This window comes from Ornithinibacillus salinisoli (assembly GCF_042684965.1).
Classification (GTDB): domain Bacteria; phylum Bacillota; class Bacilli; order Bacillales; family Amphibacillaceae; genus Ornithinibacillus; species Ornithinibacillus salinisoli.
The window spans coordinates 262,429-286,528 of record NZ_JBHUMI010000003.1 but is presented as its reverse complement, the minus strand read 5'-3'; the positions used below and the strand labels follow the sequence as shown (position 1 = coordinate 286,528).

27 protein-coding genes and 2 pseudogenes are annotated in these 24,100 nt (G+C 37.0%); 23 read left to right on the top strand and 6 right to left on the bottom strand.

Going from position 1 to position 24,100, the window contains the following annotated elements; translation table 11 throughout:
• Nucleotides 1–39: 39 nt before the first annotated feature.
• The 3 genes and pseudogenes from ACFSTA_RS01615 to ACFSTA_RS01605 all read left to right on the top strand — a co-directional run.
• The gene (locus tag ACFSTA_RS01615) at nt 40–3,084 is read left to right on the top strand and encodes an efflux RND transporter permease subunit (protein WP_377554771.1); all 3,045 of its coding nucleotides are present in this window, start codon (nt 40–42) and stop codon (nt 3,082–3,084) included.
• A gap of 154 nt (nt 3,085–3,238) precedes the next feature.
• The gene (locus ACFSTA_RS01610; protein WP_377554769.1) at nt 3,239–3,793 is read left to right on the top strand and encodes an HD domain-containing protein; all 555 of its coding nucleotides are present in this window, start codon (nt 3,239–3,241) and stop codon (nt 3,791–3,793) included.
• Nucleotides 3,794–3,845: 52 nt separating this feature from the next.
• Nucleotides 3,846–4,547 (top strand): annotated as a pseudogene (locus ACFSTA_RS01605) (Type 1 glutamine amidotransferase-like domain-containing protein); the annotation flags it as partial.
• Between the two features lie 83 nt (nt 4,548–4,630).
• Here the strand turns inward: ACFSTA_RS01605 and ACFSTA_RS01600 are convergent.
• A complete protein-coding gene (locus ACFSTA_RS01600; RefSeq protein WP_377554767.1) occupies nt 4,631–5,866 on the bottom strand; it encodes a putative glycoside hydrolase in 1,236 nt (411 codons plus the stop codon).
• Nucleotides 5,867–6,162: 296 nt separating this feature from the next.
• Between ACFSTA_RS01600 and ACFSTA_RS01595 the strand changes: the two genes are divergently transcribed.
• Both ACFSTA_RS01595 and ACFSTA_RS01590 read left to right on the top strand, forming a co-directional pair.
• On the top strand, nt 6,163–7,824 hold the full coding sequence (locus ACFSTA_RS01595) for a diguanylate cyclase domain-containing protein (RefSeq protein ID WP_377554765.1): 1,662 nt from the start codon (nt 6,163–6,165) through the stop codon (nt 7,822–7,824).
• 101 nt (nt 7,825–7,925) lie between these two features.
• Nucleotides 7,926–8,564, top strand: a complete 639-nt coding sequence (locus ACFSTA_RS01590) for a YczE/YyaS/YitT family protein (RefSeq protein WP_377554763.1) — start codon at nt 7,926–7,928, stop codon at nt 8,562–8,564.
• A 47-nt stretch (nt 8,565–8,611) separates the two neighbouring features.
• On the opposite strand, the gene ACFSTA_RS01585 is transcribed toward ACFSTA_RS01590, so the two are convergent.
• The gene (locus ACFSTA_RS01585; protein ID WP_377554761.1) at nt 8,612–9,727 is read right to left on the bottom strand and encodes an NAD(P)/FAD-dependent oxidoreductase; all 1,116 of its coding nucleotides are present in this window, start codon (nt 9,725–9,727) and stop codon (nt 8,612–8,614) included.
• A gap of 136 nt (nt 9,728–9,863) precedes the next feature.
• On the opposite strand from ACFSTA_RS01585, the gene ACFSTA_RS01580 reads away from it, so the two are divergent.
• Both ACFSTA_RS01580 and ACFSTA_RS01575 read left to right on the top strand, forming a co-directional pair.
• Nucleotides 9,864–10,421: a hypothetical protein gene (locus ACFSTA_RS01580; RefSeq protein ID WP_377554759.1), complete on the top strand. Its 558-nt coding sequence runs from the start codon at nt 9,864–9,866 to the stop codon at nt 10,419–10,421.
• A 99-nt stretch (nt 10,422–10,520) separates the two neighbouring features.
• Nucleotides 10,521–11,453: a manganese-dependent inorganic pyrophosphatase gene (locus tag ACFSTA_RS01575; RefSeq protein WP_377554757.1), complete on the top strand. Its 933-nt coding sequence runs from the start codon at nt 10,521–10,523 to the stop codon at nt 11,451–11,453.
• Between the two features lie 60 nt (nt 11,454–11,513).
• Here ACFSTA_RS01575 and ACFSTA_RS01570 read toward each other — a convergent pair whose 3' ends face one another.
• Together ACFSTA_RS01570 and ACFSTA_RS01565 are read right to left on the bottom strand one after the other, a co-directional pair.
• The gene (locus ACFSTA_RS01570) at nt 11,514–11,681 is read right to left on the bottom strand and encodes a hypothetical protein (protein WP_377554755.1); all 168 of its coding nucleotides are present in this window, start codon (nt 11,679–11,681) and stop codon (nt 11,514–11,516) included.
• A gap of 107 nt (nt 11,682–11,788) precedes the next feature.
• Nucleotides 11,789–12,352, bottom strand: coding sequence for a hypothetical protein (locus ACFSTA_RS01565; RefSeq protein ID WP_377554753.1), 564 nt, complete (start codon nt 12,350–12,352; stop codon nt 11,789–11,791).
• A gap of 551 nt (nt 12,353–12,903) precedes the next feature.
• Here ACFSTA_RS01565 and ACFSTA_RS01560 point away from each other — a divergent pair.
• The 7 genes from ACFSTA_RS01560 (at nt 12,904) to ACFSTA_RS01530 (ending at nt 18,362) form a co-directional block, all read left to right on the top strand.
• Entirely contained in the window at nt 12,904–13,056 is a 153-nt protein-coding gene (locus ACFSTA_RS01560) for a small acid-soluble spore protein P (protein WP_377554751.1), read from the top strand.
• 128 nt (nt 13,057–13,184) lie between these two features.
• The gene (locus tag ACFSTA_RS01555; protein WP_377554749.1) at nt 13,185–13,973 is read left to right on the top strand and encodes an MBL fold metallo-hydrolase; all 789 of its coding nucleotides are present in this window, start codon (nt 13,185–13,187) and stop codon (nt 13,971–13,973) included.
• 136 nt (nt 13,974–14,109) lie between these two features.
• Entirely contained in the window at nt 14,110–15,084 is a 975-nt protein-coding gene (locus tag ACFSTA_RS01550; RefSeq protein ID WP_377554747.1) for an ABC transporter ATP-binding protein, read from the top strand.
• Nucleotides 15,071–15,844: an ABC transporter permease gene (locus ACFSTA_RS01545; protein WP_377554746.1), complete on the top strand. Its 774-nt coding sequence runs from the start codon at nt 15,071–15,073 to the stop codon at nt 15,842–15,844. Before ACFSTA_RS01550 ends, ACFSTA_RS01545 begins: the two co-directional genes overlap by 14 nt.
• Before the next feature lie 124 nt (nt 15,845–15,968).
• Nucleotides 15,969–16,385 carry a CotD family spore coat protein gene (locus tag ACFSTA_RS01540; RefSeq protein WP_377554744.1) on the top strand — a complete coding sequence of 139 codons (417 nt, stop codon included), beginning with the start codon at nt 15,969–15,971 and terminating at the stop codon, nt 16,383–16,385.
• Nucleotides 16,386–16,460: 75 nt separating this feature from the next.
• The gene (locus tag ACFSTA_RS01535; RefSeq protein WP_377554742.1) at nt 16,461–17,015 is read left to right on the top strand and encodes an SLOG family protein; all 555 of its coding nucleotides are present in this window, start codon (nt 16,461–16,463) and stop codon (nt 17,013–17,015) included.
• 159 nt (nt 17,016–17,174) lie between these two features.
• Nucleotides 17,175–18,362 carry a lactate 2-monooxygenase gene (locus ACFSTA_RS01530; RefSeq protein WP_377554740.1) on the top strand — a complete coding sequence of 396 codons (1,188 nt, stop codon included), beginning with the start codon at nt 17,175–17,177 and terminating at the stop codon, nt 18,360–18,362.
• Nucleotides 18,363–18,584: 222 nt separating this feature from the next.
• Here the strand turns inward: ACFSTA_RS01530 and ACFSTA_RS01525 are convergent, their stop codons facing one another.
• Entirely contained in the window at nt 18,585–18,818 is a 234-nt protein-coding gene (locus ACFSTA_RS01525; protein ID WP_377554738.1) for a hypothetical protein, read from the bottom strand.
• 323 nt (nt 18,819–19,141) lie between these two features.
• On the opposite strand from ACFSTA_RS01525, the pseudogene ACFSTA_RS01520 reads away from it, so the two are divergent.
• Both ACFSTA_RS01520 and ACFSTA_RS01515 read left to right on the top strand, forming a co-directional pair.
• Nucleotides 19,142–19,678: pseudogene (locus tag ACFSTA_RS01520) on the top strand (GNAT family N-acetyltransferase); the annotation flags it as partial.
• On the top strand, nt 19,661–20,044 hold the full coding sequence (locus tag ACFSTA_RS01515) for a DnaJ family domain-containing protein (RefSeq protein ID WP_377554951.1): 384 nt from the start codon (nt 19,661–19,663) through the stop codon (nt 20,042–20,044). The pseudogene ACFSTA_RS01520 and the gene ACFSTA_RS01515, both read left to right, overlap by 18 nt.
• 135 nt (nt 20,045–20,179) lie before the next feature.
• Here the strand turns inward: ACFSTA_RS01515 and ACFSTA_RS01510 are convergent, their stop codons facing one another.
• Nucleotides 20,180–20,995: a glycoside hydrolase domain-containing protein gene (locus tag ACFSTA_RS01510; protein ID WP_377554737.1), complete on the bottom strand. Its 816-nt coding sequence runs from the start codon at nt 20,993–20,995 to the stop codon at nt 20,180–20,182.
• Nucleotides 20,996–21,151: 156 nt separating this feature from the next.
• Between ACFSTA_RS01510 and ACFSTA_RS01505 the strand changes: the two genes are divergently transcribed.
• From ACFSTA_RS01505 to ACFSTA_RS01475, 7 genes are all read left to right on the top strand, one after another.
• Entirely contained in the window at nt 21,152–21,325 is a 174-nt protein-coding gene (locus ACFSTA_RS01505; protein WP_377554735.1) for a hypothetical protein, read from the top strand.
• Between the two features lie 127 nt (nt 21,326–21,452).
• Nucleotides 21,453–21,650, top strand: a complete 198-nt coding sequence (locus ACFSTA_RS01500) for a hypothetical protein (RefSeq protein ID WP_377554733.1) — start codon at nt 21,453–21,455, stop codon at nt 21,648–21,650.
• Between the two features lie 87 nt (nt 21,651–21,737).
• The gene (locus ACFSTA_RS01495) at nt 21,738–21,911 is read left to right on the top strand and encodes a hypothetical protein (protein ID WP_377554731.1); all 174 of its coding nucleotides are present in this window, start codon (nt 21,738–21,740) and stop codon (nt 21,909–21,911) included.
• Nucleotides 21,898–22,269, top strand: coding sequence for a cupin (locus ACFSTA_RS01490; RefSeq protein ID WP_377554729.1), 372 nt, complete (start codon nt 21,898–21,900; stop codon nt 22,267–22,269). The genes ACFSTA_RS01495 and ACFSTA_RS01490 overlap by 14 nt, the downstream gene beginning before the upstream one ends.
• A gap of 59 nt (nt 22,270–22,328) precedes the next feature.
• A complete protein-coding gene (locus ACFSTA_RS01485; protein ID WP_377554728.1) occupies nt 22,329–22,637 on the top strand; it encodes a hypothetical protein in 309 nt (102 codons plus the stop codon).
• Nucleotides 22,638–22,652: 15 nt separating this feature from the next.
• Nucleotides 22,653–23,735, top strand: coding sequence for an HAD-IIIA family hydrolase (locus tag ACFSTA_RS01480; protein ID WP_377554726.1), 1,083 nt, complete (start codon nt 22,653–22,655; stop codon nt 23,733–23,735).
• A gap of 15 nt (nt 23,736–23,750) precedes the next feature.
• Nucleotides 23,751–24,098 (top strand): DUF4260 domain-containing protein, encoded by a 348-nt coding sequence (locus tag ACFSTA_RS01475; protein ID WP_377554724.1) that lies wholly within the window; start codon nt 23,751–23,753, stop codon nt 24,096–24,098.
• Nucleotides 24,099–24,100 lie beyond the last annotated feature (2 nt).

The window sequence follows — 24,100 nt, the reverse complement described above, 5'->3', positions numbered from 1 at the left end:
CAGAAACACTAATTGTTATATAGAACAGGGGGAATTTTATTGCTGAATTTCATTTTGAAACGAAAGATTTTAGTTAGCTTAGTGACGGTTTTGATTATTATTTTAGGAGGATATTCCTTAACAAAGCTTGACCAGGTACTATTGCCAGAGGTTGAGTTTGATCAAGCTTATGCTCTTATTAGCGCTGGTGATATGTCGGCAGCGGAAGTTGAACGGAAGATAACCAACCCGGTGGAACAAGGTATCCAGGGGATTGACGGAGTAGAGGAAGTCAACTCCACGACAGTAATTGGACAGAGCTCCATTTACATAATGGTTGAATCGGGTCGAGGGGATGAAGTGGCAGGAGAAATTTCATCTGTAGTACAATCCGCGACAGCCGATGTATCTGGTATCACAGAAGTGTTGACCGATCAAATCGGTACAACACAAGATTATGAATTTTATTTGGATCTATCCGATGGTGATATGGATGAAATGACTGATTTTGCGGAGGATATTCTGGAACCGCGATTAGAGAATCTGAATGAGGTTAATGATGTTGCATTAATGGGGAATCAAGCTTATGAAGTGGCGATTGAATTTGATCGGGATGCAATGATGGAAAATGCTATTGATGTTTCCCAAGTCATTGCGGTTATTCAAGATACAAATACGGAAGCCACGCTTGGACAATTAACTGAAGAAGAAGCAGAACCATCCTTAAGATGGCAAAGCCAATTAAATTCTGTGGAAGAAGTAGAACAAATTCAAATACTGACTCCAACAGGATTCATTGATTTAGAAGAGGTTGCTAGTGTTTCTATGCAGCCATTAGCGTCTTCCACTTACGTATGGAAAAATGGAACAAAGGATTTTATCTTTATTCAGGTTGGTCGTTCTGCAAATACAACACAGATTGAATTGGCAGAGGCAGTCCGTGCGGAAATTGCTGATATTCGCGACGAAGGTTTAGTAAGTGAATTTGAATTAAATGAGATGGTGGCGCAAGCGGACTATATTGAAGATTCGATTGATGGGGTTTCTAAGAATATTGTCATTGGTGGGATTTTAGCGATTGTAATTTTATTGCTATTTCTACGGAATATTCGAGCTACAACAATTATTAGTATTTCGATACCAACTTCGATTTTACTCACTTTTATTACGATGTGGATCCTCGATTATAGTTTTAATATCTTAACTCTAATTGGTTTAGGGTTAGGGATTGGTATGATGGTTGATTCAGCCATTGTTATTTTAGAGTCGATCTACCGTAAGAAAGAAGAAGGACTGGAAGCGGCCAAAGCAGTTATCGAAGGTACCAAAGAAGTTGCAACTGCTGTTATTGCCTCCATGCTGACAACGATTGTTGTATTTTTACCGATGGGAATTATGGGTGGAGAAGTTGGCCAATTTATGATCTTGTTATCTGTCGTTGTTGCCACAACATTAATTAGCTCGGTTATTGTGTCCTTTACATTAATTCCGACCTTGGCAGAAAAGTTCCTAAAGCTACGTAAAAAGCAAAAGAAAAAAGATTCCAAGATTGTTAACGGCTATGGGAATATCGCAGCATGGATTGTGAAGAAAAAGCGAAATAGTTTTGCTGTTTTGTTCCTTTTCTTCATCTTATTTGTCGGTTCGTTATTCCTCATTCCAAAAATTCCGATGAATATTATGCCTGATATGTTAAACCGATATTCCGAGCTCTTTGTTGATGTTGAGCCAGGTTTATCAGTGGAGGAAAGGGAAGAACTTGCTCAATCTATTAATGATACTTTAATGGAGATTGAGGATGTGGAGTCCAATCATCTCATTGATGAGAGCGGCTCATATTACGTATTAATCAATATGACCAAGGGTGATGATATTACAAGGGAACAAGATGAAGTAAATGATGAGATTTTACGATCATTACGTGATTTAGCCGAAGATACTCCAATTGATAGTGTCCAAAGTATGATGTCTGTCAGTGCTGGTTCCTCCGTGCAAGTACAAATCAGTGGAGAGGATTTTGACCAACTACAAACGCTTGCGGAGGAATTTGGTGGAGAGTTAGAAAAAATTGATGGTATCGAAGCAGTGACACATTCCGTCGAAAGAACATCAGTTGAAAAAGTTATTCAATTGAACGAAGATGCGATAGAGGATGCTGGATTAACAGAAAATCAAATCAAGCATTTTGTCCAACAAGCATTTTTAGATATGCAAGTTGGTGAGGTGATGGTTAACGAAGATAATATTCCGTTAACGTTAAAATGGGAGGATCAAACAACATCAGAAGATGCATTGCTAGACTTAGAGGTTCCGACAGCATCTGGAGAAGAAGAACCGTTATCTACATTTATGGAGCTTGAAAATGTGGATATTCCTAATGAAATTTCTCATCATAATGGAGAACGCTATATTACCATTTCTGCAGATACGAGTGGGACAGATTTAGGGACAGTTAATCGCGAAGTACAAAATTTGTTGGATGAATTTGAAACGCCAAATGGATATGTGATTGACGTTGCTGGCGACTTGGAAGCACAACAGGAATTAATGCAAGATATGATCTTAATTTTAGCCATTTCGATTTTCTTAGTTTACCTCGTAATGGCCGTGCAATTTAATCATGTTGCCCATCCATTGATTGTCATGTCTGTCATTCCGATGACAATTGTAGGAGTCATCCTTGGATTATTTATTACGCAATTAGAGTTAAGTGTCATGTCTGGTATGGGTGTGATTATGTTGATTGGTATTGTGTTAAATAACGCCATTCTATTAATTGACCGGACTAATCAGTTGCGTCGGAAGGGGTATCCATTCATTGAATCCATTTCTGAGGCAGGAAAAAATCGTATTCGCCCAATATTTATGACGACGTTTACGACAACCGGTGGTATGTTACCACTTGCACTAGCGTCTGGTACAGCCGGAAATTATCAAGGACCGATGGCAACAGCGATTATCTCTGGTTTACTATTTGCAACCTTAATCACATTAGCCCTAATTCCAGCAGTCTATCGAATTTTTCATAGTATCGGAAATGGGTTTCAACGTGTATTTAAAAAGAAGAAAAAAGAAGAAAGTAAATTAGAGGACTTAGTAGGATAGTCTCCTATAGGAAAGGATAGTATAGAAAAAGATCGGCTAAGCCGATCTTTTTCAATTGCTGAGACTGGGAAGAGGGGTCAGACCCCTAGATTTATGATGGAAAAAATGATATTCTATTTGTTAATTTAGCTATCAATCGATGAGGAGGAACATGATGAGGAAAGTTACATTATTGGATATTTATGAACACCCAATTACGCAGAAATATGTCAGACGTTCAGGTATGGCACATGCTATTTCAGTGGCTAATCATGCATTTCACCTCGCGCAAGAATATAATGTCAATCCGGATACGGCCGCCAAAGCCGGTTTTTTGCATGATATTGGTCATTATGAATGGTATAGTGACGGTGAATGGGATTACAAGGACTATCGTGAATTTGATATTCATCCGATAAAAGGAGCGGAACGCGCACATAAGCTACTTGTCCGATTGGGAGAAAATAAACGAATAGCAAAAGAAATTTCACATGCTGTCTTGTTTCATACAGATTCTGCTCTTCCAGAAGGGGAGTTCCAACTAAGCCCTTTGCAGCTTGTTGTACATCTAGCAGATGAAAAAGACAAACAACCTGGAGATTCCCACCATTATCGATATATTGATCGACAAAAAGAGTTAACCCGTATAAAGCAACTAGATAAAAAAATAGAGAAACACATGGGGTCAGGTCCACCGTCCCAGATGGACAATGGACCTGACTCCTATTGATGGGACGGGGGGACTGACCCCTTATGACGTGGAAGGAATGGAGAAATGAGAGGGTGGTGGTGGTTTTTCGATGGAACCAGAAAACCTATTACTTGATCAATATATTGTAAGTCAAGTAAAAAAAGACTCTCCTAAAGTTTGTTTTGTCCCAACTGCAAGTGGTGACCAAACGAATTATATTGAAAGGTTTTATAAGGCGTTTAACACGCTACCTTGCCAACCATCTCATTTATCATTATTTGAGCCAGAATTTACTGACATAAAAAGCTATGTTCTTGATCAAGATATTATATATGTTGGTGGTGGTAATACGAGAAATATGCTACTTTTGTGGAAAGAATGGGGATTAGATCTTGCTTTGAAAAAAGCTTATGAACAAGGGACTATACTTACTGGACTAAGTGCTGGTTCCATTTGCTGGTTTGAAGAAGGATTAACCGATCCATTAAATGCTCCATTGTATAAGCTGGATTGTTTAGGGTACTTGAACGGAAGTAATTGTCCTCATTACGATGGGGAGAACAAAAGGAAGCCATCCTATCACAAGTTAATCTTAAATGGAAAAATGAAAAGTGGTTATGCAGTTGATGATGGTGTGGCACTCCACTTTCAAAATGAAAAATTATTCACTTCTGTTAGCTCCAGACCAAATGCAAAAGCCTACATTGTTGAAAGTAGTAATAATGAAATTATTGAAACCGAAATTGGGGTCAGGTACCTCGTCCCAAAAAAAGACAATAAGTCAGGGGACTGACCCCACGTCCCACTGACCACCCGCCCCGGCGAGCCTAATTCGCATCGCCACCAACTGGGACGAGGGGACTGACCCCTAAAAACCTAAAGTGCTGCTTCGGTATACTTGTTGGATGCGTTCCATAAGAGGTATTGGTTAATTTGTTCTTCTTTTAGTGCTTTGATTTGATTTTTGACATCTTCTGCGGTGTAGTTGCTTTTATAGTCAAAATCTTGGATCCATGGTCTGATTATCGCTGTGTCTTTGCCATCTTCTTTTAGCATTTGATTACGGGCTTTGGCATCTTGCATGGCATTTTTCATGACATCGTATGGATGCCGATCAGGATTTCCTATACCGTACGTGTTTGGAGCATAATGGGAAGGATATGTCATTGGTGAAATATAATCGATAAGTGGGGAGATCTTCTCCCATTTTTGTCCAATGCCCATATCATCTTCGACTGTGGTGACTAATCCAAAGACGTCTGCTGAAACATACACAGGGTAATTAGCTAATTTCTCTTTGGAATAAGAAAGGAAATTTTGAATGACATCGCTTTTGGAGATATTGTCTGGATTGTCAAAGGCAACTTCTTGATCCACCTTCTTAGCGTTTTCGGGGAAACGAATATAATCATATTGGATTTCGTCGATTCCCAGCTGTGCGATCTCCTCGGAAATATCTGTTACATATTCCCAAACTTCCTTTTTAAATGGGTCAATCCATTTGACACCTGCATTATCTGACCAAACATTTCCATTTTTTCGTTTTAATGCATACTCGCTTTTTTTGTCTGCTAAAAATGGATCCTTAAAGGTTACAATTCGAGCAATGGTATAAATATCTTCTTCTTTCAACCGTTGAATAAATTTCTTCATGTCATCGACCGTTGGATTATCATCAGATCCAATTTCATTCACTCTGTCTAACTTGGAGTCATAACTAATCTTTCCGTAGTCATCTTTTATATCAATCACGACTGCGTTTAGGTCGGATGATTTTACCAAATCAATATACTTATTGATATTCTCTTCCCGTATAGAATTCCTGTTAAGGTAAATACCTTTCACATCTCTTTTTTTCGGTTTTTCAGCAGGTTTTTCGGTTTCCGGCTCTTTAGCATCTTGATCCGCTTGGTTGTTTTCTTCTTTTATCTGTTTTCCATCTTCGGATTGCTCCTCAACGGAATTATCTATATGATCATCGCCTGTATATTTCATATTCTCTAGTGAATTTGGCGTTTCTTGAAAAATTGAACCTTCCTGTGCTTCATTTGTTGTGCATCCTACATGAAGTAGTAAAATAATTAGTATCAAATAAATGTTTTTTTGCAGCATGAATCCCTCCTTTTAATGTTACATTGTGTACGTTGCACAGTTTATATTCGAGTCATATATTAACAACAATAGCAACGTTTTTTCCATGTATGTGACGTAAAAGTTAGGGCATTTTAAAATAAAAAAGTTTAAATCTAACCTCATTGAAAAATTGTCAGAATATACACAGGTACTTATACCTATATCTTTTTGATTATGTTATAGTATAAATTATAACAATTATATTTTATGGTCTCATTATATAAACTTTTTAAGGGTTTGGAATTGTTAAAAAATTATCAATGAGCGTGATATTAATGGATACAAAAGAATTTTATAGTAGTGTCTTAATGAATGGTATTAAAGATATGGTCTATGTCATGGAATTTACAAATGGACAATTTGTTTATAAGTTCATTAACCAAAAAGTAAAAGAACTTGCTGGCTTTGATGATTCCATTATTGGAAGGACGCTAGATGACATTTTACCTGAAGATAAAGCAATTTTTTTACTGGATCAATACATGACCGCCATTCATTCCAAAGATGAAATTATCTATGAAGATGATTATCCATCAAAACATGGTGAAATTCGCTATGGTGAAAATACATTGAGTCCCATTTATGATGAACATAACAAATGCACTCATATTGTAGCTGTCGTAAAAGACATTACCGAACGAAAAGTAACAGAAAGAGCAGCGGAGAAGTCGAAGGAAATGCTGATCGAAGGTAAAGAAAGGTATCAGTCTCTATTTGACTACAATTTAGATGCTGTTATTACATTAGATAATAATGGATTATTAATTACTGGGAATCATGCTTTGGAAGAGATGTCCGGTTTTACCATACATGAACTTACAGGTACATCATATATACGATTAATTTTACCTAGGCAGCTAAAAAAAGCGAAAAAATATTATGATAAGGCTTTGAACGGTGTGCCAGAAGAATTTCGACTTTCGATCAAGCATAAAAATCGAAACCGTGTAGAAATAATAGCAAAATTTTCTCCTATTGTTGTCCGGGAAGAAATTGTCGGCGTTTATGTCATCTGTAAAGATATTACCGAACAAATAAAATTTAAAGATAAATTTAACCAAAGTGAAAATATATTTGAAATTATAACCGAACATTCGAGAGATTTGATTACAATGCTAAATAGTGAAGGGGAATATATTTATGCATCTCCTTCTTATCAAGAAGTGTTAGGGATAAATGGGGAGGAATTTATTGGAAAAAAATTCTACCATAATATTTATCCCGATGATATAGAACATCTGAAAAAGACATTTTATTTATCGAAGGAAAAAGGAGAACCATGGAAGGAACAGTTTAGACAGAAACACCATACCGATGGATATATTTGGTCGGAGCTACATGGTTCACCAGTATATGATGAAAATAACAAGTTCAAGCAAATGGTAGTAGTTTCGAGAGATATTTCAACACGAAAAAACTATGAATCGAAACTAGAATCGTTCGCTTACCATGATGAACTAACTGGTCTACCAAATCGAAGGTATTTTATAGAAAACCTAGAAAAAGCCTTACAAGATAAGCGTAAATCTAATAATCGTTTCGCCGTGATCATGATTGACTTAGATAAATTAAAGCCAATCAATGATACGTATGGTCATGATGTAGGGGACGAGTTTTTACGAGAATTTGCTACGAGAGTAAGTAGAGTAATACGAGAAGGGGACAAGTTTGCTAGATTAGGAGGCGACGAATTCGCTATTTTCATTCCGAATATTGATGTGATGCAAAATGTTACCGTTGTGGCGAGTCGTATTATGGAAGCTTTAGAAAAGCCATGGAACATTCACGACCAATCAATATCGATTAGTGCAAGTGTGGGAGTAGCCATTTCGAACTTCAAAACAGAATCAGCACATTATTTATTGAAAACCGCTGACCAGGCACTCTATGAAGTAAAGGATATGGGTGGAAACAATTATAAATTAAAATATATCTAGTAACGCCTTAACTCGTATGATAGTTATGGCGTATTTTTTTCTTGAAACTTTCTATCAAATAAGCCAAGATGAATAATAGAAATAAGAGAGAAGGATGCAATATGAAGTATGTTATTCGTTGGGCCTTTTTTGTTGTGGGCCTGATTTTTTTTAGCTTAGGTATTTCAATTACGATAAATGTTCAGCATTTAGGAGTCCATCCGTGGGATGTGCTGAGTGTCGGTCTATTTGAAAAAATAGGGTTATCAATCGGTACTTGGAATATATTAATCGGAATTTGTTTAATCGCCGTCACATGGATTCTTGATCGATCTTATATTAAACTAGGTACATTTTTAAATGCGTTTATCGTAGGGGCATTTGTTGATCTATTTTTATGGCTAGATTTTTTACCGAAGGCTAGTCATTCGTGGACAGATATTGTCATCATCTTGGTTGGTATCGTCATGATGGGGTTAGCTGGAGGTATATATAATGCTGCACGAGTTGGTTCTGGACCAAGAGATGGATTTATGCTATCGATTTCAGATAAACTCGGCGCACCGATAAGAAGAGTACGAATTATTACAGAAAGTACGGTATTGGTTGTTGGATTGTTGCTCGGTGGTCCTGTCTTTATTTTTACGTTCGTGTTTACATTTATTCAAAGTCCATTATTTCAGTATGCGTACTTATATTTTGTAAAAATCATCGATCGGTTAACCATGGAAAATCAATTGCTGAAAACAAAAGCAAGATAAGGAAAAGAGGTTGTACCATCACGGGTACAGCCTCTTTTTTGTTAGGATCATCCACGAATGGCACCTGCGACACTATAATCATTTAAGTCGATATCAATATCCTGTTCTAATGCCAGTTTAGCTAATTGGGTTGCCATATATGGTCCGGTAGTTAATCCAGAAGCACCTAATCCATTTGCAAGTAACAGTCCATCAATACCTGGGATGGAACCGATGACTGGTAAAAATCCTGGTGTGAACGGACGGAATCCGACTTTAGTTTGGACAAAGGTACTATCGGTTAAACCAGGCGCAAAGGTGAAGGCTTTCTCAATGATTTCATGAACGCCACCAGCGGTTATACGATGATCAAAGCCAACATTGTCTTCATGAGTTGCTCCAATGACGATATGATTTTCAAATGGCACAATCGCTTGATCTGATGGTGGCATGACAAGTGGCCATGTGGAAGTATCCATGTGAGGAACTTGTACATGTATAACCTGTCCTCTCTGTGCCGTCCCTTGGAAGTTAATGCCTAATGGCTGGAGTAATGTATTGATCCAGGCGCCAGCAGTTGCAATCACGGTATCTGCAAGTATTGTTTCGCTAGCAACTGTAATACCGGTAACTCTGGAGTCATCATATACTAAATGCGCGTCACCGTACACGATCTTTGCTCCATATTTTTGTGCGCCACTTAATAAAGCATCCTTCAGGAGAGTCCCATCTACTCGAGCTGCTCCACTTATATGCACAGCACCAAAATTTTCAGCTAATAAAGGGAATAACGCTCTCGTTTCGTTCGGATCAAGGAGACTAATCTCACCAATTTCAGGTGCGTCCTTCCGACGTTCCATGGCACGATTCTTCATTTTAAGCAATGTTTTCTCCGTATCTCGAATACTAATCGCTCCGACACGTGCATAGCCTGTTTCTGTTTCACCGTCATCTGTAAGTTCTTCCATTAGTCTTGGATATAATTTTGCACCATTTTTCGCTAGGTGATACCATGCTTTGTTTCTACGTTGCGATAGCCACGGACAGATGATTCCAGTTGCGGAATGTGTTGCTTGTCCTGGCTCTTGCCGATCAATCACCGTAACCTGTGCGCCACTTTTTGCAAGTCTATATGCCGTGGTGGCACCTAGTATCCCTGCTCCAATAATAATTATTTTTTTCATATAAAAAGTCCTTTTCTATTTGTTTTCCTATTGCTCTATTGTATCTATAAAAAAGTCTATGGGAAAGGAAAACAAAATTAAAGGAAAAAGTGTAGGACATAGAGAATTAATACTATATCGAAAGGGGGAGGGTATAATGAAAGAGAATAAAATCGCAAATATATTATTTATTATTGGGATTGTTCAAATTGTATTGGGACTTATTTTAGGATTAGTAGTTTCTGCTGAAGAATACACTGGATATGATGCAAATGGAGTAGAACAGATGCAAACTGGTTTTGATTTCGCAACCTTTCTTACTTGGACCGTTACTGGATTTGTGACCGGCATGCTGTTTATTGGTTTTTCCGAGGTGATAAAATTATTACACGCCATAAACTGGAAAACACCGGCACCAGAGCCAACTTCCAATGAATTTGCAATCAATACGAATCCCGTATCTTCTGATAAGGTGAAGCAAACATTCAGGAAATTAGACGGGGTAGATGAAGAAAAAATCATGGAATATTATACGGATGAAAAAGTGGTTGAAATTATTCCATCTGAAATGAATGGCTATTGTATAGTCATACTAGAAAAAGGTTCTGAACAATTTATACGTGTTGTAGATATTGCTGGTTTTGGTGTGAAAGAAGTAAACGATGGCGAAGCAAAAAAGAGAGTAATGGATTGGTATAATATGCTGTCGGAATAAGGTGTAAAATGCTATTCAATTAATGCCTAATTATGTTAATCTTGTAACTAGATATAATTAATAAAGAAACAGTTATCTACATATAAAGGAGAAATGATCATGAGTAAAACATTAGTTTTTGGACATAAGAATCCTGACACAGATACAATTTGCTCTGCAGTAGCCTATGCAAACTTAAAAAATAAACTTGGCGTCCAAGCTGAACCTGCAAGGCTTGGTGCTGTAAATAAAGAAACGCAATATGCATTGGATTATTTTAAAGTGGAGGCGCCACAATTAATCCAAACAGTAGCAGATGACGTAAACGACGTTATCCTTGTGGATCATAATGAATTTCAACAAAGTGTAGACAATATAAAGGATGTGCGCATTGCCGAAGTAATTGACCATCACCGTGTGTCCAATTTCGAAACAAAAGAACCGCTATACTTCCGTGCTGAGCCTGTTGGTTGTACAGCAACTATTTTAAATAAAATGTACAAAGAAAATGGTGTCGAAGTGACAAAAGAAATTGCAGGACTTTTAGTTTCCGCGATCGTATCCGATTCTCTATTATTAAAATCACCAACTTGCACAAAGGAAGATGTAGATGCAGCATATGAGTTAGCGAAAATCGCTGGTGTAGATTTGGAAACGTATGGCTTGGAAATGCTACAGGCTGGTGCGGACTTAAGTGATAGGTCACCAGCTGAACTAATTTCCATGGATGCGAAAGAATTTGCAATGGGCGATGCAAAGGTTGAAATTGCGCAAGTAAATACTGTGGATGCCAGCAAAGTATATGAATTACAGGCAGAGCTTGAAGCGGTGATCGACAAAAATATTAGTGACAAAGGGTTAGATTTATTCCTATTTGTCGTAACAGATATTTTAAATAATGATTCAGAAGTGCTTGCTCGCGGTACCGGAAAAGAAAAAGTGGAGACAGCATTTAATGTAACATTGGATGATAAAAACAGAGCACTACTTAAAGGCGTTGTTTCGCGTAAAAAACAAATTGTAACAGCATTAACAGATGCATTTACTAAATAGTCACGAAAATAAAACCTCTCCACAATTGTTGGGAGAGGTTTTATCATAGATGAAGTAGGACTATTTTTTACGAAGCTGATTTACAAGACTGTCCAAATGGGATTGTAAATTCTTAGAGCTTTGTAAATCTGCATTTGAAAAACTGTTTAACTTATTACGACTTTGATTTAATTTATGGTTTATTAATTGAACAGCCTCATTAAGTTTTTTTTGTACATCTTTTACCATACTACGTACCTCCTTTCTAATACTAGAGTATGGTAGATTCATAATTTTGCTAGTTATACTTCACCTATTTTTTAAAAAATGATTCTATTATCTAAAAAATTACTAGGTTATTTATCTTTTTGCAGCATTTTCGTCATGAGCTCCGTCATTTTCTTAAATTGCTCCTCGTCATTCATTACCTCTTGCATCATATCCATTGCTTGTTTTTTCATTTTAGGGTCATTCATCATTGTCTGAAGAAGCTCAGCGTTTTCCTCATGGGACTCAAAGTTGTTCAACAGTTCGTTTAGATCCATTTTGTTTGCCATGATGTTCATCACCCCCTTTACGGGAATCTTTTGTGCCATATTCTTTATGCCACTCATTACCTTCTTTACGTAATCAAATCCTTTTTCTTCTTTCAATGTGTGAATGACACCTAGTAACTTATCTATTGATTCCGTATTCAGTTGATCCTTCTTCCATTCTATTTTTAGTTGATGTAGGAATTTTTCACCGTCTGTTAATTGATTCGTGTTTTGTTGTTCGGTATCTTTAACGTTAATACTAGGTAAGGACATACTGCTAGATTGAGTTAGTTGTATTTCTTGTTGTTTTTTGGCCATTTTTGGCTTATTTCGTAGCTGCCGATATTTTTCAGAACCTGTTTTTTTTTGATGAGACTTTTTCAATCGTATTCACCACCCTTAGTTTAATCCTCTATACATAGGTACGTATAAATTTCAAAATTGAAAGTGTGAATGTCTATGCAACTTATAAATATATGATTACCTATTACTAGTCATTTATATTATTTTTACTTAAATCTAGTTGATATGCCGATAGATATTAGGTTACCTTTCCTATTAAAAGTAACTATTTTTTGTTATTTCAAAGACTTCATGTATCTTCGTCCATACGAGAAGCCAGTTTTAACATAGATTATAATGTGAGATCTCATAGAACACTATGGGAGGTGAATAGGAATGATTGCAGCGCTCCTTCTATTATTTTTCTGGTTCTTTATTTTTACACCAATTATTCTATTGATTGCACTTGTTTCAGCTATAGCGTAAAGTAGTTAATTATTATTAGCTCCAGCTAATATTTTCTCCCTCCATCTCAAAAGGGTAAGTTTTCCTAATAAAGGATTGCTTATCCTTTTACATTTCTAAATATATCTGTATAAATTGTTAGCTTTCCCAAAAACTAGTTGTATATGTTGAAAGGAGGTAATTTTCCTATGGCAGGCAAATCAAAAGGACCGAAACAACAAAAACAGCCTGATTTACCATTAGCTCCAGAGCAACCTTACGGAGAACCATTGGATGGGTCAAAAAAAGTAAAAAATAAAAATCATTCGAGACAGAATCAACATCAGCATCATGATTTATAAAAAATACGTATGAAAAAACACCTTGACTCCTGTATAGCTTGGAGTAAAGGTGTTTTTTGGTGAGGGGGGTCAGACCCCTCGTCCCACCCTCTCGTGATATAATATGATAAAAAAAAGGAGGGGTCTTGATGAAAGTAATACATGATCCTTGGTTTACGGTGGAAGAGATTGATTCGGCGACTTATGCGATTAGTGAGTATGGACACTGGGAAAAGGTGCATTCATTTTTGTTGATTGGGGAAGAGAGAGCAGCACTGATTGATACTGGGCTTGGGATTGACAATATCAAGCGTATTATCGATCAATTGACAACATTGCCAATCCTTGTGATTACAACTCATGTACATGTGGATCATATTGGTAGTCACGGGGAGTTTGAAACGATCTTAGTACATAAGAATGAAAAAGAATGGCTTGCGCATGGAATAAAGGGCTTACCGATTGAGCAGATTCGAAAAGATATTGGAAGAGATATTACCAAACCAACTCCGGAATCATTTGATCCGGCTACTTACAAGCCATTTCAAGGGGAACCGACAGAATTGCTTGATGATGGTGATTTAATTGATTTAGGTAATCGATTATTAACGATATTTCATACGCCAGGTCATTCCCCAGGTCATATTTGTATATTGGATAACTCCAGGGACTATTTATTTACGGGAGACTTATTGTATACCGGTACACCTATTTATGCGTTTTACCCGACTACCGATCCAGAGAAATTGGTCAATTCACTAGAAAAAATTGCATTTCTCGAAGGAATCCAACAGATCTTCGGCTCCCATAACCAATTAGGAATCGATCCAATTATTTTACAGGAAGTATTAGAAGCTGTTTACGAATTACGGAGAAAAGATGTCATTAGGCATGGGACAGGTATCCATAACTTTAAAACTTTCAGTGTCCAGTTTTAAGGAGCCGAGTGGGACGAGGGGTCTGACCCCTATGGTACGCCTTAAGTCTGATTTGTTTTCAATCTATGGGCTGTAGTGTTGTTTGGGCATCCGTTCTAGAATTATGGTATACCAAATAAAGGAAAGGAATGAGGAGATGGAGCAAATTATCGAGGTGAAAAATCTCAAAAAAACGTACAAAAAAAGGAAATCAAAAGAAATTATTACGGCGGTAAATGATATATCATTTACGGTTAACAAAGGAGAAATTCTAGGACTGCTCGGGCCGAATGGTGCAGGTAAAACCACAACGATTAAGTTAATTTGTGGTTTGCTTATACCGGATGAAGGTCGGATTATAGTCAATGGAATTAATAATCAAGATAAGCGACTAAAGTCACTTCAACATATTAGTGCTGTTTTGGAAGGGAATCGTAATTTATATTGGCGATTATCTGTTAGAGAAAATCTAGAGTATTTTGCTGGCAACCGTGGTCAATCGAGAAAAGAAGTCGCAGGAAAAATCGATGACTTACTGGAAAAATTCAATCTGAAAGAAAAGGAAAATGAGTTAGTTAATCGACTTTCGAGAGGAATGCAGCAAAAACTAGCTATTGCCGTTGCGATGCTAGCAGATAGTGAGGTTATTTTACTCGATGAACCGACCTTAGGGCTAGACGTAGAAACAGGGTATGAAGTACGAGAAATGCTTCAAGAAATCGTACACAATTATCACCGCACGATCATTATTAGTTCTCACGATATGGATGTTATCCAAGATCTGTGTGACCGAACCGTTATTATTAATCACGGGGAGATTGTTACGAATGATAAAGTAGAAAATTTATTACGCTTGTTTGAAGTACGTGCATACAATGTTACGCTTGGCGGCTTATTGAGTGAACAACAGCATCAATTATTACTTCAGAAGTTCCCACAACTAGAATACATTCCAGATACCGTTCAATCCACATTAGAGGTAGATCTAACCAAGAGTGAAGAAATCTATGATTTGTTTGATGTTTTAAAACTAAAACATACCCCTGTAGAAGCAATAGACCGTAAAACGATAAACTTTGAGCAAATATTCATGAAGATTGTAAAGGGGGAAAAGCAGCATGAAATGGTATAATCTGACTAAAGCAAATGTACGGAAAGAGTACATAGAACTTAAAAGGTATTTACCGAATACACTTGCAATGTTATTTACATTTTATTTTGTGTTTTTAGGCATGTTTTTAGGAATTCAAGTGATTGGTGATCCTAGTACACAGGATATAAATACCCAATATGCGATTGTGAACTATATCTTTTGGTTTTTAGCATTCATGGTCATTAACAGTATTGGCTGGGAAGTCATCAATGAGGGAATGCGGGGAACATTGGAACAGTTATCCATGTCACCGATGGGTATATGGAAAATTATGACGACAAGGCTGTTTGCAACGACAATTCTTAACTTTATAATTGTCATTTTCCTGCTGTTTTTATCCATGCTAACGACAGGGCAATGGTTAAATATTGACGTTGTTACGATAGTTCCAATCCTCATTTTAACGTTAATAAGTATGTTTGGTATTGGCTTGATTATTGCGGGGATATCGATCATTTTGAAACAAGTGCAAGCATTTTTGCAGATTTTGCAGTTTATTTTAATGGGACTTACATTCGTACCATTATCAGTCGCTCCATTTTTAGCCTACTTTCCGTTTGTAAAAGGAGTCGATCTTGTACGTAGTGTGATGATTGATGGAGTCACATTAAGTCAAATCAATGCTGGCGATTTCTTAATTCTAGGTTTTAATGCAGTACTTTATTTTGTCATCGGTTTAGTTATCTTTTTATATTGTGAACGAGTTGCCATGAGAAAAGGGTTATTAGCACACTACTAATACCCAGGATTGCTTGGGCGCCCATCTTATAGTAAATTTGACCAAAATAGGTCGCTGTCTTATACATTTATCGGTCACTTGTCATAGTTTATTAGTGAACTTATCACAAGAAAGGGGTAAATGTATGAGACATCGTCCACGACCACATTGTGGTCCGAAAAAAATTGTTCATCCAACACAGTGTAATGTCGTACACTGTTGTTCTGAAGAAACGGTTGACCAGATTCATCCGTCACATACGACGGTAATGAACCACCATTTAATAAAAAATCAACATTACTATCCGCATTCAACCTCTGTCGTAAACACGGTTAACAGTGTTGATGTATTTGGAGGAGCGTACAATGTTCCTTCTCCAGGCCCAGGAGTTGGAGGCCCAGGAGTTGGAGGCCCAGGAGTTGGAGGCCCGGGAATGGCAGGCCCGGGAATGGCAGGCCCAGGAATGGGAGGTCCAGGAATGGGAGGTCCAGGAATGGGTGGCCCAGGTATGACAGGGCCAGCTGGAAGACCGCCTGCAGCTGGTGCAAATCCTTGGAGATAATTGCATAAATGGTGATACCATGGAGGGGCTGGCATATTTCTGTCAGCTCTTTGATGTAGAAAGGTTGTTATACATATGAAAGTACTGACAGTAACCGGCTATAAGCCAACAGAGATAAATATATTTAAGGAGAGCGATCCGAAAATTGCTTTTGTGAAGGCTGCTATTACGAAGAAGCTTATTGGTTTTATCGAAGAAGGACTTGAATGGGTACTAATTAGCGGCCAAATGGGAGTGGAATTGTGGACGGCGGAAGTGGTACTGGATTTAAAAGAAGAATATGACATCAAAATTGCAATCATTCCTCCATTTGAGAACCAAGAAAGTCGCTGGCCAGAAGCCATACAACAGAAGTATCAAGAGCTCACCATGGTAGCGGATTTTTATCAGCCAATGTATCAAGGTGATTATAAAGGTCCGTATCAATTTGTTGCCAAGAATAAATGGCTAGTAGATAAGAGTGATGGATGCTTGTTATTATTGGATGAGGAATTTCCTGGCAACAATCGTTACTTCTATGAAGAAGCGAAAAATGCATCTAAAGACTATCCGGTTTATTTAATTACACCATTTGATTTGGATGAAATAGTGGAAGAGATACGAATGTCAGATCCAGATAACTGGGGCTAATTAGGATTGTGTAATATTGCTTGAATTTTCTTAAAATTATTGACTGGAAAACCACTTGTATAATATACTTGTCTCCATACACAAGAAATAAATGTTTTCTTGTAAATACAAATGTAAGCGTTTACTTTCGGTTGGAATATTTTAAGGGGGATATCGGTGATGAAAAATATCGGAAATAAGGTTCAATATCAAATCTATTCTACAATGACCAATCCAGATCCGAATAGATTGCCAATTTCATATGAAGAATGGGAGAAACAAGCTCGTGAGGTGTTGGAAGATGGTCCTTTTTACTATGTAGCAGGTGGTGCTGGTGGAGAACGGACGATGCGAGCAAATGTAGCAGCTTTTGAACAACGAAAGCTCATTCCGAGAATGCTTCGAAATGTAGAAGAAAGAGATTTATCTGTCGAATTATTGGGATATACATTTCCGTCTCCTATATTACAGGCTCCAATTGGTGTACAGTCTATTATTCATCCAGAAGGGGAACTAGCATCTGCGAAAGCTTCAGCGGAGATGGGAATTCCGTACATTGCTAGTTCCGCATCATCTGTACCCATGGAGAAAATTGCTGAAGCCATGGAGGATGCAGCTCGTTGGTTCCAACTGTACTGGAGTAAAGATCCAGACGTAACAGCTAGTTTTCTACGAAGGGCAGAGGCTTCTGGCTATTCCGCTATTGTTGTAACATTAGATACTCCGATGATGGCTTGGCGCGAGGATGATTTGAAAAATGTTTATTTACCTTTCTTAATTGGTGAAGGCGTTGGAAACTATTTTACCGACCCAGCATTTAACGCAAAACTGGAAAAATCGCCAAAAGAAGACCCAACTGCAGCTATTATGTATTGGACACAAATTTTCGGGAATCCAGGATTAACATGGGATGACATAAGTTTTATACAGGAACATACGAATCTACCTGTTCTATTAAAAGGGATTATGCATCCAGATGATGCAAAACTAGCACTAGAATATGGTGTGAACGGCATTATTGTATCCAACCATGGAGGAAGACAGGTTGATGGTACACAGGGGGCACTAGATGCACTACCAAAAGTCTGTAATGTTATTCAAGATAGAATTCCAGTATTAATGGATAGTGGGATCCGACGTGGTTCCGATGTTATTAAAGCGCTAGCACTAGGTGCGAAGGGAGTTTTAGTAGGTAGACCTTGTATGTATGGCCTTGCCGTTGCTGGACAGCGTGGAGTAATGGAAGTGTTGCGAAATATAGTTGCTGATCTAGATATTACACTAGGATTGAGCGGCTATCGTACCGTAAGAGATATTGATCATTCAGTATTAGATCAAACAAATGTGGAAGTTGAACAAATAAAATAACAAGTTGTTCTTTCTACAATATAGGGTGGTGGATTTGTCTAACGGTTTCATGCTAAATGTGAAACGTTATTTCACAATAAAAAGCAGTGATTTTTGTAACGAAACTCTCATTTAAATCAAAACATAAATAACAAAAAAAGGAAGCTTGGGAGTGATACCCAGGCTTCTATAAATTCGTTCTTATCTAATTTAGCTAACTCACCCTTTTACCCGTTGAACAAGTTAACTATTTTTGGAAAAACCAGCAATCGAGAATATTAAACCTGTAAAAACAATCAAATATTCAGATCCCCATAAGTTTAAATCTTCATCAACTGCAATAAATCCCCCAATTAAAATAATGCTTATTCCTAATAACATAAATTTTATACCTGACACCTTGTTTCTTTTAATAAATATAAATAATAGTAAGAAAGCCAATATTAAAAGTAATAGTAACGGAATGAGTGCAAACATAAATTCACTTCCTCTTTCATAACAATGTTGTATTTATCTGTTTTTATATTTTCAATAAACCTGGGCGCTAGCTTACATCTAACATATCATAATTTGTAGTTTTATCTAACATGAAATTTTATACAAATTTGATGACTAAACAGATTTCTTTTTCTTAAAAGACCTAATCAAACATAATATTACTAGGTTTTAACATTTAATACGCAAAGTATACAATGTATACGAATGTACCTTTAATTGAAACTGTCTGATTTTTTCCATGCAGGATTTTTACTAGATTATGTCGAATATACTATACAATTACGAGAGAAGGAGCGAGCGACATGGATCAATTTCCAGTACTTGAGACCAAACGGTTAAACCTAGTTGAGATCGATCAGAATTATGTCCAACGATATTTTGAAATTATGTCCAATGATGATGTGACAAGATATTACGGCATGAGTAGCCTTGCATCTGTTGATAAGGCAGCAGAAATTATTCAAGGCTTTCAAACTCGGTTCGTAAACCAAACAGGTATCCGATGGGGAATTGTCCTAAAAGAAACGAATGAATTTATTGGGACGATTGGTTTAAATAACCTCTTGCAGCGTTTGAAACGAGCAGAAATTGGATATGAGTTGGAACCAGCACATTGGCGAAAGGGGTTGGTCACCGAAGCGATTAATGAAGTGCTTGACTATGCCTTTCATCGTCTAGATTTATTTCGGATCGGTGCAGTTACATTTCCGGTAAATGTACCTTCCAACAATGCTCTAAAGAAGTTAGGTTTTACATTAGAAGGAACGTTAAGAGGGTATCTGTATCAAAATGGCGAATCACATGATGCATTCATCTATTCTATGCTTAAGACAGAGTGGGGTAAGGAAGAGGAGCTAACTGAAATAGAAGAAAAGTTCCAATATACAGATCATATGTCAGAAATAATTAGAAATGCAGAGAAGAATGGCCACTTTGATGACCTTCCTGGAAAAGGAAAACCACTTAATTTAGGTCGTGATTACGGTGGAAACCGGTATGAAGCACAACTAAATAAAACTTTAAAAGACAACCATGTACTGCCAAGATGGGTCGAATTAGCTAATGAAATTGACAAAATGAAAAAAGAGATCGAATCATTAGAAGGAAAAGAACACCGCAAAAAAGTAAAAGAGGTTAATAAAAAGGTTAAAGAATACAATTATGCTTGCCCGCCGTCTTTACAGAAAAATAAAGTAGCAGAGTAATTTATTGGTTTGTGTTTGATAAAGATGAGGAAGTTAATATGGGATACAAATGCTAAATTTTTGCGAGAGAGATGCTGAAAGTAACTACAAATACCGGTAAAGGAGTGGAACATGAACGTCCCACTCCTTATCAATCTACCATAAGAAGTCCAGCATCTCGCTTCTAAATAGATTTGTATCGATATTACATGTTTCTGCATCGATTGCATATTGCCATCCGTATAACATAGCACTATCCGGTCCTTCTGGATTATATTTCGGAGCATTTTCTTTAGTGGTTACTTCCTCTTGAGGATATGCTGTCCACACAACCGTACTTTCTTGCACTCCTTCATCCATTGCATTGTACGAATCATCCAATTCACTACCTTCATCGAAAACCCCGTATATACCTGGCTCGTATTCGGAGTCAGATAGTGTATCATACCATCCTGCCATAAACTCAGCATCGACTGGATAATCTGGCTCTATATCTACGAATAGTGCAACTCCTTCAGGAACGCCAAGATCTTTGGCATACTGAATGGCTTGTTCTCCATGTTCTACACCATGATCATAACCTCTAGCATCATTCACATGATTGTAGATAACGAGTATTTGAATATCATGTTCATGGATAAAGTCAACCTCATCATTATCCAATCCTGTCGAAACACCTTCTCTATCCCCTAAATAGCGCCCCCAAACTTCTGGTTCGCCAAAATTATCTATCACACATGAATACATGTCGTCATCGGTATAGCTTGCCGAATCAACACCCCACACAACTTCACCATCACCGTTATTTTCATCATTTCCGTCGTTAGAACCATCACTATTACTATCTCCATTTTCTTCTTGTGGTGGATCATCTGGTGAACCATTTTCATCAAAAACTGTTAGATTTAACACAATAGGGATTGCAATAACAATTGCTAGAGTAATTAACGTGAATATCTCATATTTTTTCATGGAATAAAAATACCTCCTTTCATCCCTAGTGCAGTTTATTAAGGGGAAGGAGGGAATGTGTGGGCAATAGTCCATTGGCAAACGTTTAGAAGAATGCTTCCGTGGACATAGTCTGCTATAATGTCATATATAAAGAAAAGTAAAGGAGGGTTTCAAATGGGAGAATTTCTAAATTTCTTAATGACTGTCGTGATATATCTAGTTCCGGTTGTAATTTTGTATTTCGTCATTCAAGCTGCTGTTCGGAATGCCATTAATTTTTCAGAGGTTGGCCAGTACTTAAAAGCAAAGCGAGAAGCGGAAGCTGAAAATGGTAAAAAAAATAAATAACATCGACAGTGAGAGCATTGTAATTGGACAATGCTTTTTTTAGTGGAAAAATGTTATAATGGTTAAAATTATTGGAATTTAATGCTAATTGATATTATTCCATCCTTGTAGATACAGGAGGTAGAAAATGGCATATTATTCTAGATCAAATTCATTATTATTTCTAATGCTGTTTCCACTCAGTTTCGTAATTGCTTTTGATTATCCGTTTGTATTCATTTTTTCTTTCATTTTACTTTTTAGTGCTTTATTTAGAAGAGAAGTTAGATTGGATGAACATATCCAAATTAAAATAACCATATTTGGCTATCCCGTTTTCCAATAAACTATTTTCATCGATCAACTAGAACATATTACCTTTAAACGTGTCGGCTGGGCTAAAAAAAGTGCCATTATTCATCGAAATAAAGGCGTGCCTATTTCTGCATCTGATTTTCAACCGTTGTTTTATCAAGAACTGCGAAGCTTTGCTGAAAAAAATGCTATTGCGGTGGATCTAACGAAGGATTATGAAGTATTACTCTTAATGGATCGGAATAAAGAAAGACGAGAAAACGAGGGAGGTAATAGTTTTGGAGATATATAGTTTTAAAAAAGAGGTTGGAAAAAAGATAACGCATTTTAATTCGAACTTCATCATGTCACGTATTATAAATACGAACTCGCAAGCGCATATAGGCTGTATGAATCTCGAGGCAGACGGTGTCATTGGCTACCATCAAGCTACTGTACCACAGTTATTGCTCATTGTAGAAGGTGAAGGAGTTGTTCGAGGGAAAGAGGATAAATTCATCACCGTGCAACAAGGAGATGCTGTATTTTGGCAATCCGAAGAGTGGCATGAGACGAAGTCAAGTAATGGACTGACGGCGATTGTAATCGAGAGTAAGGATTTGAATCCGTCTGATTTCATGCCGAAAAGGGAAACTATTTCCAATACATAATTCATCATTCAGAAAACACTCCATATATTTTAAAGAGAGAAAAACGGGAGTTGAATGTTATGAAAGAATGGAAACTTATTGGGATCGTACTAGTAGAAAGTATACTATCTTTAGCACTTGGTCTATTCATCATGAAGTTCGCGCTTGAGCCATTATATGAATTACAAGGAATAAAGATAAGAGGGGATATATGGGTAGTTTGGTTTGCGGTAGCGATTCTTCTATTCTCCATTTATACTCTTCTATTTTCTTCTGTTGTGAACTATCCGATGAAAAAGCGCCTTCGGTCAAAAAAATTTTGGATTTTGTTTGCCATCTCAATAGTTATATTATTGGTTCCATGGGTGAATGGAGAGATTCCTTATTAGGAAGGAGAGCAGTTGATGGAAAAATATGAAGAATTGCTATCAGAAGAAGAAATTCATATTTTAGAAATAATGATAGGTAAAAGATTACAAGAATTATATAGTACTTCCCTTGATTCTCAGCTATTCATTAGAAATGTCTATCACTTTTATCAACCCATAGTTTTAAGCTTTGAAAATCATTATGTAGCAATTGATATTGAATATTTGGAAACAAATGACGGTACTGGGGAATATTACGATTTAACATTGAAGGAACAAAACACACCAGAACCAATTAATTACGATACCCATTCCGATAATATATGTCTACATCCGCCACTTGTATCATTTGGTATTTGGTCCAAAATAAGTGGATTCTCTATTTTTGCAGAAGAAGAACTTACTGAAGAGGATCATATTATATCAGACGTGGCGATTATTTTATATCTAGAAAATAATAGAAGGCAGTGTCTATCTGGTAGAAGTAACTGGTCCACTTTAAGAGTCACATGGGATGATGATTGGATAGACGATATTTTGGAAGGTTGTTATGAGCGATATTGTGTTGGATCAAAAGGAGATATTATTCAAACCGTATTCATCGACCGAGACGGTACAATTGGTGGAAGCGACAAAGTTGCTTATCCAGGGGACTTTTCGTTATTTCCAGGTGTGAAGGATTCTATCAAGGATTTAAAGCAAGCGGAGCTAAAATTATTCTCGTTTACCAATCAACCAGGAATTTCAAGAGGAGAAGTTACGAGTGAAGCATTGGCAGAGGAATTAATAGGTTTCGGGATTGAAAATGTATACCTTTGTCCCCATGAACATGATCAAGGGTGTTCTTGCCGTAAACCGAACACGAAGATGCTGACTCAGGCTGCAAGAGAATATGGTTTGGCACTAGATCGATGTGTTGTTATTGGTGATAGATGGACCGATTTACTTGCTGCACATCGAGTAGGGTGTAAGAAAATATTGGTCAAAACGGGAGCAGGAATGGAATCGTTAAAGAAATATCAGCATCAAGAATACTATGGCGAATGGAAAGAGGTAGAACCGGATTACATTGCAACGGATTTTGTGGATGCGGTTGATTGGATTTTAAAAAATAAATAACTGGTGGGTGATCGTGTGGTTAAAGTATTTTTACATATTGAAGGTCTTGCAACATTATTATTAAGTATATTTGTCTATTTTTATTTTGATCTGAATTGGTTGTTATTTGTTTTATTACTATTCGCTCCAGATTTGTCTATGCTTGGGTACCTTTTTAATAATCATCTTGGAGCAATATTATATAATATCTTTCATACTTATATCGTTCCTATTTTGCTTGTATTCATAGCTTTCCTTGTTGATCATTCCATACTCATGTCGATAGGCTTAATATGGTTTGCCCATATTGGTATGGATCGAATGATTGGATACGGATTGAAATATCCAACCGATTTCAAGAACACCCATTTAAATCGCGTCTAGGG

Bases quoted from the DNA above. Each gene is read 5' to 3' on its own strand.
- ACFSTA_RS01610 (WP_377554769.1), top strand. From the start codon at position 3,239: ATGAGGAAAGTTACATTATTGGATATTTATGAACACCCAATTACGCAG.
- ACFSTA_RS01600 (WP_377554767.1), bottom strand. From the start codon at position 5,866: ATGCTGCAAAAAAACATTTATTTGATACTAATTATTTTACTACTTCAT.
- ACFSTA_RS01595 (WP_377554765.1), top strand. From the start codon at position 6,163: ATGGATACAAAAGAATTTTATAGTAGTGTCTTAATGAATGGTATTAAA.
- ACFSTA_RS01590 (WP_377554763.1), top strand. From the start codon at position 7,926: ATGAAGTATGTTATTCGTTGGGCCTTTTTTGTTGTGGGCCTGATTTTT.
- ACFSTA_RS01585 (WP_377554761.1), bottom strand. From the start codon at position 9,727: ATGAAAAAAATAATTATTATTGGAGCAGGGATACTAGGTGCCACCACG.
- ACFSTA_RS01580 (WP_377554759.1), top strand. From the start codon at position 9,864: ATGAAAGAGAATAAAATCGCAAATATATTATTTATTATTGGGATTGTT.
- ACFSTA_RS01575 (WP_377554757.1), top strand. From the start codon at position 10,521: ATGAGTAAAACATTAGTTTTTGGACATAAGAATCCTGACACAGATACA.
- ACFSTA_RS01570 (WP_377554755.1), bottom strand. From the start codon at position 11,681: ATGGTAAAAGATGTACAAAAAAAACTTAATGAGGCTGTTCAATTAATA.
- ACFSTA_RS01560 (WP_377554751.1), top strand. From the start codon at position 12,904: ATGGCAGGCAAATCAAAAGGACCGAAACAACAAAAACAGCCTGATTTA.
- ACFSTA_RS01555 (WP_377554749.1), top strand. From the start codon at position 13,185: ATGAAAGTAATACATGATCCTTGGTTTACGGTGGAAGAGATTGATTCG.
- ACFSTA_RS01550 (WP_377554747.1), top strand. From the start codon at position 14,110: ATGGAGCAAATTATCGAGGTGAAAAATCTCAAAAAAACGTACAAAAAA.
- ACFSTA_RS01545 (WP_377554746.1), top strand. From the start codon at position 15,071: ATGAAATGGTATAATCTGACTAAAGCAAATGTACGGAAAGAGTACATA.
- ACFSTA_RS01540 (WP_377554744.1), top strand. From the start codon at position 15,969: ATGAGACATCGTCCACGACCACATTGTGGTCCGAAAAAAATTGTTCAT.
- ACFSTA_RS01535 (WP_377554742.1), top strand. From the start codon at position 16,461: ATGAAAGTACTGACAGTAACCGGCTATAAGCCAACAGAGATAAATATA.
- ACFSTA_RS01530 (WP_377554740.1), top strand. From the start codon at position 17,175: ATGAAAAATATCGGAAATAAGGTTCAATATCAAATCTATTCTACAATG.
- ACFSTA_RS01525 (WP_377554738.1), bottom strand. From the start codon at position 18,818: ATGTTTGCACTCATTCCGTTACTATTACTTTTAATATTGGCTTTCTTA.
- ACFSTA_RS01515 (WP_377554951.1), top strand. From the start codon at position 19,661: ATGCTTAAGACAGAGTGGGGTAAGGAAGAGGAGCTAACTGAAATAGAA.
- ACFSTA_RS01510 (WP_377554737.1), bottom strand. From the start codon at position 20,995: ATGAAAAAATATGAGATATTCACGTTAATTACTCTAGCAATTGTTATT.
- ACFSTA_RS01505 (WP_377554735.1), top strand. From the start codon at position 21,152: ATGGGAGAATTTCTAAATTTCTTAATGACTGTCGTGATATATCTAGTT.
- ACFSTA_RS01500 (WP_377554733.1), top strand. From the start codon at position 21,453: ATGGCATATTATTCTAGATCAAATTCATTATTATTTCTAATGCTGTTT.
- ACFSTA_RS01485 (WP_377554728.1), top strand. From the start codon at position 22,329: ATGAAAGAATGGAAACTTATTGGGATCGTACTAGTAGAAAGTATACTA.
- ACFSTA_RS01480 (WP_377554726.1), top strand. From the start codon at position 22,653: ATGGAAAAATATGAAGAATTGCTATCAGAAGAAGAAATTCATATTTTA.